General features: G+C 62.9%; 15 protein-coding genes. 7 read left to right on the top strand and 8 right to left on the bottom strand.

Features of this window, described 5'->3' with window-relative positions:
* Positions 1-193: 193 nt before the first annotated feature.
* Positions 194-979 carry a 1,6-dihydroxycyclohexa-2,4-diene-1-carboxylate dehydrogenase gene (locus AC07N6_RS18535; RefSeq protein WP_494782970.1) on the bottom strand — a complete coding sequence of 262 codons (786 nt, stop codon included), beginning with the start codon at positions 977-979 and terminating at the stop codon, positions 194-196.
* A 38-nt stretch (positions 980-1,017) separates the two neighbouring features.
* A complete protein-coding gene (locus AC07N6_RS18530; RefSeq protein WP_494782969.1) occupies positions 1,018-2,355 on the bottom strand; it encodes an MFS transporter in 1,338 nt (445 codons plus the stop codon).
* Positions 2,356-2,734: 379 nt separating this feature from the next.
* Between AC07N6_RS18530 and AC07N6_RS18525 the strand changes: the two genes are divergently transcribed.
* Positions 2,735-4,963: a SulP family inorganic anion transporter gene (locus AC07N6_RS18525; RefSeq protein ID WP_494782968.1), complete on the top strand. Its 2,229-nt coding sequence runs from the start codon at positions 2,735-2,737 to the stop codon at positions 4,961-4,963.
* Between the two features lie 12 nt (positions 4,964-4,975).
* Here the strand turns inward: AC07N6_RS18525 and AC07N6_RS18520 are convergent, their stop codons facing one another.
* Positions 4,976-5,794, bottom strand: coding sequence for a class I SAM-dependent methyltransferase (locus AC07N6_RS18520; protein ID WP_494783049.1), 819 nt, complete (start codon positions 5,792-5,794; stop codon positions 4,976-4,978).
* 182 nt (positions 5,795-5,976) lie between these two features.
* Here AC07N6_RS18520 and AC07N6_RS18515 point away from each other — a divergent pair, with 182 nt between their 5' ends.
* On the top strand, positions 5,977-6,792 hold the full coding sequence (locus AC07N6_RS18515; protein ID WP_494782967.1) for a MetQ/NlpA family ABC transporter substrate-binding protein: 816 nt from the start codon (positions 5,977-5,979) through the stop codon (positions 6,790-6,792).
* Here AC07N6_RS18515 and AC07N6_RS18510 read toward each other — a convergent pair.
* Positions 6,723-7,160: a hypothetical protein gene (locus AC07N6_RS18510; RefSeq protein WP_494782966.1), complete on the bottom strand. Its 438-nt coding sequence runs from the start codon at positions 7,158-7,160 to the stop codon at positions 6,723-6,725. The two genes, AC07N6_RS18515 and AC07N6_RS18510, sit on opposite strands and share 70 nt — an antisense overlap.
* A 23-nt stretch (positions 7,161-7,183) precedes the next feature.
* Between AC07N6_RS18510 and AC07N6_RS18505 the strand changes: the two genes are divergently transcribed.
* Together AC07N6_RS18505 and AC07N6_RS18500 are read left to right on the top strand one after the other, a co-directional pair.
* On the top strand, positions 7,184-7,441 hold the full coding sequence (locus AC07N6_RS18505) for a type II toxin-antitoxin system Phd/YefM family antitoxin (RefSeq protein ID WP_494782965.1): 258 nt from the start codon (positions 7,184-7,186) through the stop codon (positions 7,439-7,441).
* A complete protein-coding gene (locus tag AC07N6_RS18500) occupies positions 7,438-7,704 on the top strand; it encodes a Txe/YoeB family addiction module toxin (protein WP_494782964.1) in 267 nt (88 codons plus the stop codon). The genes AC07N6_RS18505 and AC07N6_RS18500 overlap by 4 nt, the downstream gene beginning before the upstream one ends.
* A 56-nt stretch (positions 7,705-7,760) precedes the next feature.
* Here the strand turns inward: AC07N6_RS18500 and AC07N6_RS18495 are convergent, their stop codons facing one another.
* Positions 7,761-8,261: a DNA-deoxyinosine glycosylase gene (locus AC07N6_RS18495; protein WP_494786268.1), complete on the bottom strand. Its 501-nt coding sequence runs from the start codon at positions 8,259-8,261 to the stop codon at positions 7,761-7,763.
* Positions 8,262-8,485: 224 nt separating this feature from the next.
* Here AC07N6_RS18495 and AC07N6_RS18490 point away from each other — a divergent pair, with 224 nt between their 5' ends.
* The 3 genes from AC07N6_RS18490 (at position 8,486) to AC07N6_RS18480 (ending at position 10,421) form a co-directional block, all read left to right on the top strand.
* A complete protein-coding gene (locus AC07N6_RS18490; protein WP_494782962.1) occupies positions 8,486-9,235 on the top strand; it encodes an SDR family oxidoreductase in 750 nt (249 codons plus the stop codon).
* Between the two features lie 41 nt (positions 9,236-9,276).
* The gene (locus AC07N6_RS18485; RefSeq protein ID WP_494782961.1) at positions 9,277-9,720 is read left to right on the top strand and encodes an Mpo1 family 2-hydroxy fatty acid dioxygenase; all 444 of its coding nucleotides are present in this window, start codon (positions 9,277-9,279) and stop codon (positions 9,718-9,720) included.
* 248 nt (positions 9,721-9,968) lie between these two features.
* A complete protein-coding gene (locus tag AC07N6_RS18480) occupies positions 9,969-10,421 on the top strand; it encodes an outer membrane lipoprotein (protein ID WP_494782960.1) in 453 nt (150 codons plus the stop codon).
* Between the two features lie 129 nt (positions 10,422-10,550).
* Here AC07N6_RS18480 and AC07N6_RS18475 read toward each other — a convergent pair whose 3' ends face one another.
* From AC07N6_RS18475 to htpG, 3 genes are all read right to left on the bottom strand, one after another.
* Complete coding sequence (locus AC07N6_RS18475; RefSeq protein ID WP_494782959.1) at positions 10,551-11,075, bottom strand: FUSC family protein; 525 nt, start codon at positions 11,073-11,075, stop codon at positions 10,551-10,553.
* Positions 11,076-11,121: 46 nt separating this feature from the next.
* On the bottom strand, positions 11,122-11,508 hold the full coding sequence (locus AC07N6_RS18470; protein WP_494782958.1) for a DUF1090 domain-containing protein: 387 nt from the start codon (positions 11,506-11,508) through the stop codon (positions 11,122-11,124).
* Between the two features lie 156 nt (positions 11,509-11,664).
* Positions 11,665-13,575: a molecular chaperone HtpG gene (gene htpG, locus AC07N6_RS18465; protein ID WP_494782957.1), complete on the bottom strand. Its 1,911-nt coding sequence runs from the start codon at positions 13,573-13,575 to the stop codon at positions 11,665-11,667.
* Between the last annotated feature and the right edge of the window lie 309 nt (positions 13,576-13,884).

Raw genomic sequence — 13,884 nt, 5'->3', positions numbered from 1 at the left:
TGAAGATTTTTTGTCTTTTTGGAAGATGCTCTTAAGAGTCCGCTGCTCTACCAACTGAGCTAACGCCCCGCGCTGCACGTTGTTGCTCTGTGCTGCAAGAAAGGACGCATTATAGGTGGGCTTTCAGCACTGCGCAAGCCTTTTAAAGGAAATCTGAAAATATTTTTGGACGCTTGCGGCATGCGCTATGTCTTCAGCCGATCCCGCCGCCTGCGACGTACATGATCTGTCCCGTGATGTAAGACGCCTCAGGCGCGGCGTAGAAGCAGATCGCGGCGGCGATTTCGTCGGCGGTGCCCAGGCGCTCCATCGGCGTGTCGCGCAGGCTTTGGGTGTAGACGCCGTCCATCCATTGCTTTTCCTGTGCCGACAGGGCATCCGGATTGCGCGGTGTGGCGCGCACCCCGTTGTCCAGCGCGCCGGGCGAAACGCAGTTCACGCGTACGCCGCTGCCGCCCAGTTCCATGGCCATGCAGACGGTGGCCGCATGTACGCCGCCCTTGGCGGCCGAGTAGGGCACGCGATGGATCCCGCGGGTGGCCACCGAGCCGACATTGACGATGGCGCCGCCTTGCTGGCTGCGCATGACCGGGATCACTTCGCGGCAGCACCAGAGCGTGGGCCACAGCGAGCGGTTGATTTCGCTGGCCATTTCTTGCGCGTCGTATTCCCAGAAAGGCTTGGCCCAGATGGTGCCGCCGACGTTGTGCACCGATACGTCGATACGGCCGAAGCGTTCCAGCGTGCGCTCCACCATCTGCCTGGCGCCGTCGTGATGTTCCATGTCCAGTCCCAGCGCCAGGGCGGCGCCGCCGGCGCTTTGCACTTCGTCCTGCACCTTGCGGCATTGTTCCAGCGCGCGGTCCACCAGCACCACGCTGGCGCCTTCGCGCGCCAGGCGCAAGGCGGTGGCGCGGCCGACGCCCTGGGCGGCGCCGGTGACGATGGCGGTTTGTCCTTCGAATCTGCGGTTGCTCATGCTTGCTCCAATATTGCGATGTTGCGGTATCCCGATATTCAGTGCGAGGCGGCCAGTTCACCCTTGGCCAGCGGGTGGCGGGTGCGGATGATGAACAGGCCGGCGGCGGCGACCGCCAGCGGGCCGATCAGCGCCGTGTAGTAGCCGGACGGGCCGCCGTGTTCCAGGAACCAGCCGCCGCAGGCCGAGCCGATGATGGCGCCGCCGCGACCGGCGGCGATCGCCCAGCCGGTGGCCGTGGCGCGCAGGGTGGTGGGGTAGGCTTCGGCCACCATGTAGTTCAGCACGATCTGCTGGCCGCCGATGCCCAGTCCGGCGGCGCCGGCCAGCACGAACACCAGCGTCCAGTTGTTGCCGCTGTTGGCCAGTCCCGCGGCCAGGGCGATGCCGAAGGCGAACAGGGCCAGCAGCAGCATGCGGGTATTGACCTTGGGCAGCAGCGCCGCCAGCGGGATGGCGCACACCACGAACACGGCATTGACCACCACCGTGCCCATCGGCGCTTGCTGCACCGGCAGGCCGGAAGCTTTCAATACCGTCGGCAGCCAGGACAGGAACATGAACCACGCCACCCAGTTGAACAGGTAGATGGTCCAGATGGCGATGGTGTTGCGCGCCAATCCCTTGGCGAAGAGGGAGGCCACGCCGGTCTTCACGTTCTGCTCGGGCAAGGCATAGCGGGCGTCGGCGGCGATGGTCGTGGCGCTGATGCGGCCCAGCAGGACGGCGATTTTCTGGCCGTCGCCGGCGGCGCGGCGGCGCGCCATGAATTGCAGCGACTCCGGCAGCGCGAAGTACAGCACGACCAGCAGGGCCAGCGGCACCGCACCGCCCACGGCGAAGATGCCTTGCCAGCCGATGACGGGCAACATGCGCGCCGCCAGCAGGCCGCCCAGGATGGCGCCGGCCGGCAGCCCCAGCAGCACGGTGGTCATGATGGTGCCGCGATGGCGTGCCGGGCCGTATTCGGCCGCCAGCGACAGCACCACCGGGGTGGCGCCGCCCATGCCCAGGCCGGCGATGAAGCGCAGCGCCAGGATCTGCTCGGTACTGGTGGCAAACGCCGTGGCCAGCGAGGCGGCGCCGAACAAGACTACCGCGCCGAGGATGGCCGGCCGGCGCCCCAGTTTGTCGCCCAGGAGGCCGAGCGACATCGCGCCCAGCACCATGCCGACGATGCCGGCCGTCAGGATCGGCGCCAGCGCGCCTGCGCCCAGCGAGAACGCCTGGATGATGGATGGCCCGGTGAAGGCGATCGCCTGCGTGTCGAAGCCGTCGAAGATGGCGACCAGGAAGCACAGCGAGAAAATGCGCCATTGCAGCGGCGTGAGCCGGGACTTGTCGATGAGTTCCGGGATGGAAAGGGATTGCGTCATGTCTTCTCCTGTGTCGGTCTTGATGTGGGGTGGCGGGGGCGGGCCGTCCTTTTTGTTTGGCAGGATGTTAGGTTTGCCGGCCTGCCGCAGTCCAATACCGTTTATGAGGAGGTGCATACCCGGCAGGTATAAACGGTATCGATAGTGCGGATTTGTCCGGCAAATTTCCTGTGTTGCGGGTGGCTGCGAAAGGGCGTTCCAGATATCGCCCGCGAGTCGCCCGCGATTTCGCTTGCTGCCCGGAAACTCTTTGCCGGCCTGGTTTGTGGACATGCAAATGTCTGCACGCAGCGCAGCAAAACAGGCACGTTTCCATTAAGATGGGCTGCGCGGCAACGGCAGCGCCTTGACATGGAACAACCAATAAGAAGAAACACACATGCGTACGCCAACAGATACGACAAGTGCGGAGGGCTCGCTGCCGGGGAGCGCGCCTTCACCGCCGCCGGCTGCCTCCTGGCTCAACGGGTGGCGGCAATTGCCCGCCGCTTTCGTGGTGGCGCTGATTTCACTGAGTTATGCCGCCAGCTATGGCGCGATGATCTTCGGCAGCGGCGGCCCCGCCTTGCTGCAGGCGGGCTTGCCGGTGCTGTTCGTGACCACCTGCGTGGTCATGCTGATGCAGGCCTGTTCCAGCACCGTGCCGTTCGTGGTGGCCGGCGCCGACTCCAACTCCACCGGCATCCTGGCGCTGATGGTGGGCGGCATCTGGGGCACGATGAGCGCCGACGGCGCCGATCCGCAGGCAGCGGTGGCCACGGCCCTGGCGGCGGTAGCTGTCAGCACGCTCCTGGTGGGCGTGCTGATGCTGGCGCTGGGCACGGCGCGGCGCGGCAACCTGGTGCAGTTCGTGCCGTTCCCGGTGCTGGGCGGCTTCCTGGCCGGCACCGGCTACCTGCTATGGACCGGCGCCTTTTCCATGCTGACCGGCCACGCGTTCGACCTGCTGGACTGGCAGGGGCTGGGCCATGTGCACTGGATCACGCTGGCGTCGGCATTGCTGATGGCGCTGGTCATGCTGGGCCTGCCGGGCGGGCGCAAGCTGCGGCATCCGCTGGCGCTGCCGGCCGGCTTGTGCGCGGCGACCGCCTTGTTCTACGGCGGCATCGCGGCCCATGGCATCTCCATGGAACAGGCGCGCGAGTTCGGCTGGCTGTTTCGTCCGCTGCAGCTGTCGGGCTTGCAGGTGCCGGCCACCTGGTCCTGGCACGCGATCGACTGGGCGCTGCTGTGGTCGCACTACAGCGAGTTCCTGGCGCTGGCGGCGGTGATGACGCTGACCATCCTGCTCAATGCCACCGGCATCGGCCTGGCCACGCGGCGCGATGTCGATTTCAACCACGAACTGCGCAGCGCGGGCACGGCCAATATCGTGGCCGCGGCGTTGGGCGGGGCGGCCGGCTGCCATTCGCTTTCGCGCACTTTGCTCAACTACCATTTCGGCACGCGCGGACGCAGCGCCGCGATCATCGGCGCCATGCTCTGCCTGGTGTGCATGCTGTGTTTCCTGCCGCTGGTGTCTTACTTGCCGCGGCCGGTGCTGGCGGGGTTGCTGGTCGGCCTGGGCGGCGGCCTGCTGGATGAGTGGCTGCTCAAGTCGCGCCAGCGCCTGGGGCGCGGCGACTATTCGCTGATCCTGCTGATCCTGGCGGTGATCGCCTTTTACGGTTTTGTCGCCGGCGTGGCGCTGGGCATCGTGGTGGCCTGCGTGCTGTTCGTGGTGGACTACGGCCGCGTGTCCTGCGTGAAGATGGAGTTCACCGGCGCGGCCCTGCATTCCAAGCGCGAGCGCCCGATGGAAGCCGGCGCCTTGCTCAAGCAACTGGGCGAACGCATGTTCGGCCTGTCGCTGCAGGGCTACCTGTTCTTCGGCAGCGCCAACCAGATGGTCGGCCGCGTACGCCGGCAACTGGCGCAGCCGCGCGAATACATCGTCATTGATTTCCGCAACGTGCAGGGACTGGACGCATCGACGTCGCAAAGTTTCGCCAAGCTGGCGCAGGTGTGCGAACAGCACAAGACCGTCTTGATCCTGACCGGCGTCACCGGCCGGCTGCGTCCTCCGGTGGAACGCGCTTTCGCCGGGCGGCAGGCGCCGCATGAGTTCGACGACCTCGACGCCGCGCTGGAGTGGGTGGAAAACCGCCTGCTGGCCGCCAGCGGGCAAGACCATGCGGACAGCGACCTTGAAGTCAGCCTGCGCGAATACTTCGATGAACGCGAATTGAAGGCGCTGTTGGCGCGTACCGAGAAGGTGGAGCTGGAAGCCGGCACGCTGCTGTTCAGTAAAGGCGACATCGGCGACTGCATGTACTTCATCGAAGAAGGCCAGGTCAGCATCTCGCTGGCGTCCGGCAACGGGCGGGTGCGCCTGCGCACCTTCTCCAACGCCACCATCGTCGGCGAGATGGCGCTCTACAGCGGCCAGAAACGCACCGCCGATGTCGTCACCGACCGCCCCACCCGCGCCTACAAACTCAGCATGGCGCGCTTGCGCATGCTGGAACGGGACGACCCGTCGACCGCGATGCAACTGCACAATTACGTGGTGCGCGTGCTGGCCAGCCGGCTGGCGGCGACCAATGAAGCCTATCGCCTGACGCAGTGAAACGGGAGGGCATCAGCCCCCGCTCTTGATCCCGTTGACCCAGGATTTGGCCGGCAGCCTGGTCTGCGCCTCGATCTGCGCGGCGCGTTCATACAGGGCCGGGAAATCGAACTGCCGCTGCCCCTTGAAGGCGATCGCGACCACGTTGCCGTCATGCACTTCCGGCAGCGAAACCACCGTATCGAAGGCGAATTCCATCGCCTTAAGGTTCTTGGCATAGCTGGGGTGGTCGCCGAACAGGTTCACTGTCATGACGCCGCCGGGGGCCAGGCTGTCGTAGCAGGCCTGGTAGAACTCCGGCGTATCGAGCACCGGACCGCGCGCGGTGGCGTCGTAGAGATCGACCTGCAGGGCATCGATGATGCCGTGCCCGGCGGCATGCACGATGAAGTCCATGGCATCGCTTTCGATGAGCATCAGGCGCTCGTCGGGTTCGGGCAGCTTGAACATGCTGTGGCAGATGGCAACCACCGCCGGGTTCAGCTCCACCGCGCTCACTTGCGCCTGCGGGAATTCACGGTAGGCGAACTTGGTCAGCGCGCCGGTGCCCAGCCCCAATTGCACGATATGCCGCGGCGCCGGGTTGAACAGCATCCAGGCCATCATCTGCTGGGCATACTCCAGCTCGATCCAGTCCGGCTTGCGGATGCGCATGGCCCCTTGTACCCATTCGGTGCCGAAATGCAGGTAGCGCACGCCATCCAATTCGGACAGCGTCACCGGCGCGAACTTGGGTTTGCGGGGTTTGGCGGCATCGGCGCCGAGGCGGCGGCGGTTGGGGCCGGCCTTGGTGTTGGCCTGGGCTTCGATGGATTTTCTTCTGATCAGCATGGTATGAAATCGGGTGAAGGCGGTGCCGCCGGTACGGGCGCCGCCTGGAGGCGAAATGATACCTTGCCGCAGGCTTGCGCCGCGCTTTTGCCGCGCTTCTTGCATATCGACATGCGGATTCATTCCTTCTTTCCGTGCCGGGCGCATGTGACGATGCTGTCCTCATTCTTATCGGGGACATCATGCAATTCGCATCCATTGCAAGACTGGCGGGGGCGCTGGCGGCGCTGACCCTGGCGCTGGCGCCGCACGCGGCATCGGCCCAGGACAAGACGAAGATCAAGGTCGGCATCTCGGTGGGCAATGCCGAGAGCACCTTCGAGGTGGTCAAGAAAGTCGCCGCGCGCGAAGGCCTGGAGATCCAGACCGTGGTCTTCAGCGACTACCTGCAGCCCAACGCGGCGCTGGCCGCCGGCGACCTGGACGCCAATGCCTTCCAGCATGTGCCTTATCTGGAAAGCCAGATCAAGGCGCGCGGCTACAAGATCGTGCCGGTGGGGCTGACCATCACCGCGCCGTTGGGCATCTATTCCAAAAAATACAAGTCAGTCGAGCAATTGCCCAACGGCGCCACTATCGGCATCCAGAACGACCCCTCCAACGGCAACCGCGCACTGCTGCTGTTGCAAAAGGCCGGTCTGATCAAGCTCAAGCCGGGCGTGGGCGAGAACGGCGTCAACGCCACCCCGCTGGATGTGGTGGACAACCCGAAGAAGCTCAAGCTGGTCGAACTCGATGCCGCGCAATTGCCGCGTTCGCTGGACGACCTGGCCGCGGCCTCGATCAACAACGACTACGCCTTCAAGGCCGGGCTGTCGCTGCAGAAGGACACCATCGCCGTGGAAGACCCGCGCGGCCGTTATGCCAACGTCATCGCCACCCGTGCCGAAGACAAGGACAAGCCCTGGGTGAAGAAGCTGGTGCAGGCCTACCAGTCGGAAGAGGTGCGCAAATTCATCGAAAGCGAATTCAAGGGATCGCTGGTGCCGGCGTTTTGACGTTTGCGGAATAACAATGCCGCCCGGCTGGAAAGCGGGCGGTATTTTTCATTTGCGTTTGGCTGGGAGAGGGGGCAAATTTCACATCCTGTGAGCAGCCGCTCATATACACTTCGGCCATGCTCAAACATCTTCTTTTCTGCCTCAGGCTGGCCATCGTTTTCGCCGCCATCGTCTTCTTCGGCAAGGCGGTGCAGTACCTTATTTTCAATGGCGGCTTTTCGGGGGAGTTCTTCGATTATGTGTTTTTCCGCAAGGCGTAATCGGTTGAGCGCCTTGCCTGCGTGCCGGCTCCTGAGTCGCATCAAGCCGGTAGCGCTGGCATGAACATGTACGTCTTTCTGTACATGTGTTAAAATCCAGGCCACTTGTACAGCCTATGGAGCGGCATATGCGCACCGTCCACTTTACCGATGCCCGCAGCAATTTGAAGAGTGTGATTGACCGCGTTGTCGAAGATGCCGATGTCACGCTGATCACGCGGCGTGATGCTCCCAATGCGGTCGTGATGTCGCAGGATTATTACGACAGCCTCATGGAAACAGTGCATCTGTTGCGTTCGCCGGCGAATGTCGCCCACCTTGAGCGTTCGATCGGACAACTTCGCGAAGGCAGCGCTGTGGAGCGCGCTATCGACGAAAGCCAATGAGCAGCCGACGTATATTGTTTACCGCCGAAGCCTGGGACGACTATCAGTACTGGCAGACGCAAGACCGGAAAACACTGAAGCGCATCAATCAACTGATCCGCGAGGCCCAGCGGACTCCGTTCGAAGGCATCGGCAAGCCGGAGCCGCTCAAGGCCAATCTGTCGGGATTCTGGTCGCGTCGCATCGACGATGTGAACAGGCTGGTGTATGAGGCCAAGGAAGGGCAGATCAATATCGTCTCTTGCCGCTATCACTACGAGTAAGCCTGCTGTTATTCGTCGCCGCGCCGCAATCGATAAAACGATGTCGTGCTGCCGCGCTAGCCGGGCGATGTGTTCGAAGCGGCCAGCCGTCTCCATATTTCCAGTTTTTGCGCATACGACAGTGAGGCATGCGCCGGACTGCTGGATGGCAAAAGCAGGGTCCGGTATCGCAGTGCCCGTTCCCCCAAAGCCTTCATCCCGATCTTCGCCGCAGTGCTGCCATTGAATGCAACGGTGGTCAATTCAGGCAAGGTATCGATGAGCGTCACCAGATCGTTCTGCGAATGCTCTCGAATCGCGCTATCCAGGCTGCCGATCCTGCGCGCATTGGCAATCACATCCCACAAGCCGATGCGATGTTCCAACAAGACCGACAGCCGCGTCTCATAATCCAGTTCAACCAGGCCGCAATCGATCGCATCGCCCACCAGCCGCCAAAAACCATTGCGCGGATGGCCGTAATACTGGCTGACGGCCAGCGAAGCGGTACCAGGCAGGCTGCCCAGGATCAGCGTGCGGGTATCGCGCGCCACTACCGGTGGAAAGCTGGCCAGCAGTGGATCGGCGGCGGTGAATTCGAGCGCTTGGCGCCCGGCTGTCCTGGTCGGCATGGTTTGTCCGGTCGGAGATGAAAATAATTTGACGGTGCGCCGCAGGCGGCGGGGCGAGGCACAATGACGCGGCAGCGCCCAGGTGCCGCTTGCGGCGAAACAGCGATCTTAGCGTAATTGCCGCAGGCGCAATTGCCCCAACTTCAAGCAGACATTTCACGGAGGAAGACATGGCAGGAAAAGTCATCGTAGTGACCGGCGGCAGCCGCGGTATCGGCGCGGCCACGGCCAAACTGGCGGCGCGGCAAGGCTATGCGGTCTGCGTCAACTATGTGTCCAACCGCGACGCGGCCGAGGCCGTGGTCGACGAGATCGGCAAGGCCGGCGGCCGCGCCATCGCGGTGGCGGGCGATGTCGCCAGGGAAGAAGATATCGTGCGCCTGTTCGCCACCGTGGACCAGGAACTGGGCCCGATCACCGCGCTGGTCAACAATGCCGGCATCCTGGGCCACCAGTCGCGCCTGGACGACATGAGCGCCGAGCGCATCAACCGCGTGCTGGTCGCCAACATCACCGGCAGCCTCTTGTGTGCGCGCGAGGCGGTCAAGCGCATGTCCACCAGGCATGGCGGCCGCGGCGGCGTCATCGTCAACCTGTCGTCGATGGCGGCCAAGCTGGGCGGGCCGGGCGAGTATGTCGATTACGCCGCTTCCAAGGGCGCGATCGACGCCTTCACCATCGGCCTGGCCAAGGAAGTGGCGGCCGAGGGCATCCGCGTCAACGCCGTGCGTCCGGGCCTGATCTATACTGATATCCACGCCAGCGGCGGCGAAGCCGGCCGCGTCGATCGCCTCAAGGATGCCGTGCCGATGAAACGCGGCGGCACCGCCGAAGAGGTCGCCAACGCCATCCTGTGGCTGCTGTCGGATGAGTCGTCCTACGCCACCGGCACTTTTATCGACGTGTCCGGCGGGCGTTGATCCCTGCTGCATCTGCAGCATCCACCTCGCCGGAGGCAGGCATGAGCATCGTCACCCAGCGCCGTATCGACCAGTTGCTGTCGCGTTATGCCGAAAGCCACCGGCATCCGCTCAACGAGCGGATCCACTGCGTTTGCGTTCCGGCCATCGTGCTGTCGCTGCTGGGCCTGTGCTGGACGGTATCGCCGGCCGTGGCGCTGGTGGCGGCGGCCGCCGCGCTGGCGTATTACCTCAGCCTGTCGCCGCCGCTCGCCGCCGGCATGCTGGCCATGGCGGCCGTGATGCTGCTGATCCTGGCCCGGTTGCCGGCGGGCGCGGTGTTGCCGTTGTCGGCGGCGGTCTTCGTGATTGCGTGGATAGGGCAGTTCATCGGCCACAAGATCGAGGGCAAGAAGCCTTCCTTTTTCGAGGATGTGCGCTTCCTGCTGATCGGGCCGCTGTTTGTGCTGGGGGTGCTGTACCGGCGCTGGAATATCCGCTACTAGGGCCTGTTGACATTCAATCTGCGCATGCGGGCGCGCCATTGCGCCGCAATCCGCGCGCAATCCAGGGAAATGATGAAGAAAACAGGGGGAACGAAGCTGTTGTAGTCCGGTCAACAACGGGTTTGTATTAATATGTCAAGTGTTGTCGGGTTGTTTGCCATACGGGAAATGGCGCGATCGTGCCGACCCTCAATAAGCAAGCAAAAAACAGCCCGATGACCGGGCGAATTTTCAGTTGGAGTGTCTGTATGAAGAAATTGCTTTTAATCGTTGCACTGAGCTCGCTGGCGGCAGGTTGCGCCTATACGCCGAACTCGGCCAGCGTCTATAACACCCGCCAGGCGCAGGGCGAGCAGACCGTTCGCATGGGCGTGGTGGAGTCGATCCGCAACGTGACCATCGACAAGGGCGCCTCCGGCGTGGGCACCCTGGCCGGCGGCGCGCTGGGCGGCATCGCGGCCGGTTCCAGCATCGGCGGCGGCAATGGCGCCCTGGCAGCCGGCATCGTCGGCGCCCTGGCCGGCGGCATCGTGGGCAACCAGGTCGAAGCGCGCATGGCCAACCAGCCGGGCCTGGAAATCACCGTGCGCCTGGATAACGGCGAACTGCGCGCCATTACCCAGGATGCGGACGAGGCTTTCCGCGTCGGCGAACGCGTGCGTTTGCTGTCCAACGGCCGCACTACCCGCGTAACGCATTGATAATTGATGCATTGATGCGCTGAGCCTCATACGCTCTGCCAGAAAGCAGGACTTCGGTCCTGCTTTTTTTCGTCCATCGTCACTGGTGTCGCCGTCCATCCATTGCGCGCGCCCCGCAGCAATGCGGGGTCAGGCAGCGGGCGGCGCTTCGTCATGCGGTTGCCGGCGCTTGAGCAGCCAGACATAGAACACGGTCTGCAGCAGCGCCAGCGTGCTGCCGACGATCACTTCCCCCACGCGCATGAAGGCCAGGTGCAGTTCCTCGTGCAAGCCGCTGCCGGTGAAGGCGGCCGACAGCAGGATCACCACCGTCGCCGGCCCCAGGCGCCAGTTGCTGGGATAGTTTTGCAGCAGCATCGCCACCACCACGGCGGCCGTCAGCGCCACCAGCATCGCCAGGAAGGTGGGGCCGAAGATGACCAGCGCGATACAGGAGACCACGCAGCCGGAAATGGTGTTGATCAGCCGCGCGCGGAAGTTGGCCTTGGCCACCGTCATATCGGGCTCGGTGACGATGATCAGCGAAATCATCGCCCAGTAAGGTTCTTCGATGCCGGCTGCGCGCAGCCCGTACCACAGGATCAGGCAGCCCGAGAGGATCTTGATCAGATAGACCAGGGCGTTCTTGCGCGGATTGATGAAGTTGAATTCCATGGTGCAGTTGCCAGGCGCAAGGCGCGCGGTTCAGCCGTTTTCAGTGTTATTGCGAGAGTTTGTCGCGCGCGTCTTGCAGTTCGGCCTCGGCATCGCGCAGCTTCTTTTCCTGCTGGGCGATTTTCTTTGGCTTGCCCTTGGCGTTGGCCTTGTCCAGGTCGGCCTGGCGGGCGGCGACTTTTTCTTCTTTCTTCTTCACGTCGGCTTCGCGTTCGCGGCGCAAGCCCGCGTCGGTGCAGTTCGCTTCCAGCTGCTGTTGGGCGATCTTCAGTTTGGCTTCCTGCGCCTTGTTGCCGTGCGCGCGCGCCTGTTCGAGTTGGGCCTGGACATCGGCCTTTTTGGCGGCGCAGCCGGTCAGGGCTTGTGCCGACACAGTCCCGGCGGCAGCCAGGCCGACGATCAGGGAAAGCGACAAGGCGGGAAGTTTTTTCATCGGTGTCTCCAGGTGACGGGGCGAAAGGGAAATGCCGTCCTACTGTATAGCGCATGCGTTGCCGAGGCAACCTGCAGGCTGCGTGCGGGAGCATGCGTCCAGCCGACGAAAACGGCGGCCCGAGGGCCGCCGTTGCGGGATGCCGGTATGGCGGGCTTACTTCGATGCCATTCCCAGCAGCATATCGTTCAGGCGCTTGACGAACCCCGACGGATCGCCCAGCGCGCCGCCTTCGGCCAGCAGGGCCTGGTCGAACAGGAGATGCGACCAGTCGTCGAACTTGGCCTCTTCATACTTCAGGCGCTGCACCAGCGGATGGTCGGGGTTGATTTCCAGGGTCGGCCTGGATTCCGGCGCCTCCTGGCCGGCCGCCTTGAGCATGCGCATCAGGTTGCCCGACAGTTCGTTCTCGTCGGCCACCAGGCAGGCCGGTGAATCGGTCAGGCGGAAGGTCACGCGCACGTCCTTGGCTTTGCCGGCCAGCGACGCCTTCATTTTCTCGACCAGGTCCTTGAACTCGGTTTCGGTGGCTTCGTGCTGTTTCTTTTCCGCTTCGTTTTCCAGCTTGCCGAGGTCGAGCCCGCCCTTGGCCACCGAGGCCAGTTCGCGGCCCTCGAACTCGCTCAGGAAGGACAGCATCCATTCGTCTACGCGGTCGGCCAGCAGCAGCACTTCCACCCCCTTCTTGCGGAAGATTTCCAGGTGCGGGCTGTTCCTGGCGGCCTGGAAGTTTTCGGCGGTGACGTAGTAGATCTTGTCCTGGCCTTCCTTCATGCGGCCGACGTAATCGGCGAAGGAGGTGCTCTGGGCGTCGCCCTCATTGTGGGTGGAGGCGAAGCGCAACAGCTTGGCGATGCGTTCCTTGTTGGCGGCGTCCTCGCCGATGCCTTCCTTGAGCGCCTGGCCGAATTCGGTCCAGAAGCCGGCGTACTTGTCCTTCTGCGCCTGTTCGTCGCTGTTGGCCAGTTCTTCCAGCAGGCCCAGCACGCGCTTGGTCGAGCCTTCGCGGATGGCGCGCACGTCGCGCGACTCTTGCAGGATCTCGCGCGACACGTTCAGGGGCAGGTCGGCCGAATCGATCACGCCCTTGACGAAGCGCAGGTAGACCGGCATCAACTGCTCGGCGTCATCCATGATGAACACGCGCTTGACATACAGCTTGATGCCGCCGCGCTTGTTGCGGTCCCACATGTCGAACGGCGCGCGGGCCGGGATGTACAGCAACTGGGTATATTCGCTGCGGCCTTCCACCCGGTTGTGGGTGTAGGCCAGCGGGGCGCCGAAGTCGTGCGAGATGTGCTTGTAGAACTCCTCGTACTGCTCGGGCGTGATGTCGGACTTGCTGCGGGTCCACAGGGCGCTGGCCTGGTTGACGGTTTCCAGTTCATCCTTCTGGACGGTTTCCTTCTTCTCCTCGTCCCATTCTTCCTTGCGCATCAGGATCGGCAGTGAGATATGGTCGGAGTACTTGCGGATGATGGATTTCAATTGCCATGCGGAAAGGAACTCGTCTTCGCCTTCGCGCAAATGCAGGATGACGTCAGTGCCGCGGTTTGGCTTGTTTATTGCTTCTATCGAAAAGTCGCCTGCGCCTTCGGATTCCCAGCGCACGCCTTCAGCGGCCGGCGTGCCGGCACGGCGCGTCTCTACCGTGATGCGGTCGGCGATGATGAAGCCGGAGTAGAAGCCCACGCCGAACTGGCCGATCAGGGCCGCGTCCTTCTGCTGGTCGCCGGAGAGCCGGGAAAAGAATTCCTTGGTGCCGGACTTGGCGATGGTGCCCAGGTGCGAGATCGCCTCGTCGCGGCTCATGCCGATGCCATTGTCCGAGATCGTGATGGTGCGGGCGGCCTGGTCGAAGCCGATCGTGATCTTCAGCTCGGGGTCGTTTTCAAAAAGGGTGGCGTTGTTGATGGCTTCGAAGCGCAGCTTGTCGGCGGCGTCGGAAGCGTTGGAGACCAGCTCGCGCAGGAAGATTTCCTTGTTGGAATACAGCGAGTGGATCATCAGCTGGAGCAACTGCTTGACTTCAGCCTGAAAGCCCATGGTCTGTTTTTCGGATGCCATGTTTATTTCCTTATTAGTAAAACAAATCGAGTGGATAGAAAAAGACAATCGTGACTGAGCAAGATATAGGGAGATGGGTGTGGTTTTTCAACCGCATTTTCAAGAGTTTCTGAGTTTTCTTCAATTCTGCGGACTTCCCTGATGGCGGAATGACATCAAGCTAAAGATAATGGGTCGCCGGTGGAATCAATCAAGTCAATAGAAGTTAAGTAGTTTTTTAAAGATTTTCTGTAATTTTCCTGCAATGGGGAAATGTTAAAATTATTTTTTGCCATAAATGAAAGTTTTGTTGGTATATAATCAGCATGT

This window comes from Herbaspirillum sp. GW821-FHT09A12 (assembly GCF_059418325.1).
The sequence above is the reverse complement of the archived record's forward strand: the minus strand, read 5'-3'. Positions and strand labels throughout refer to the sequence as shown.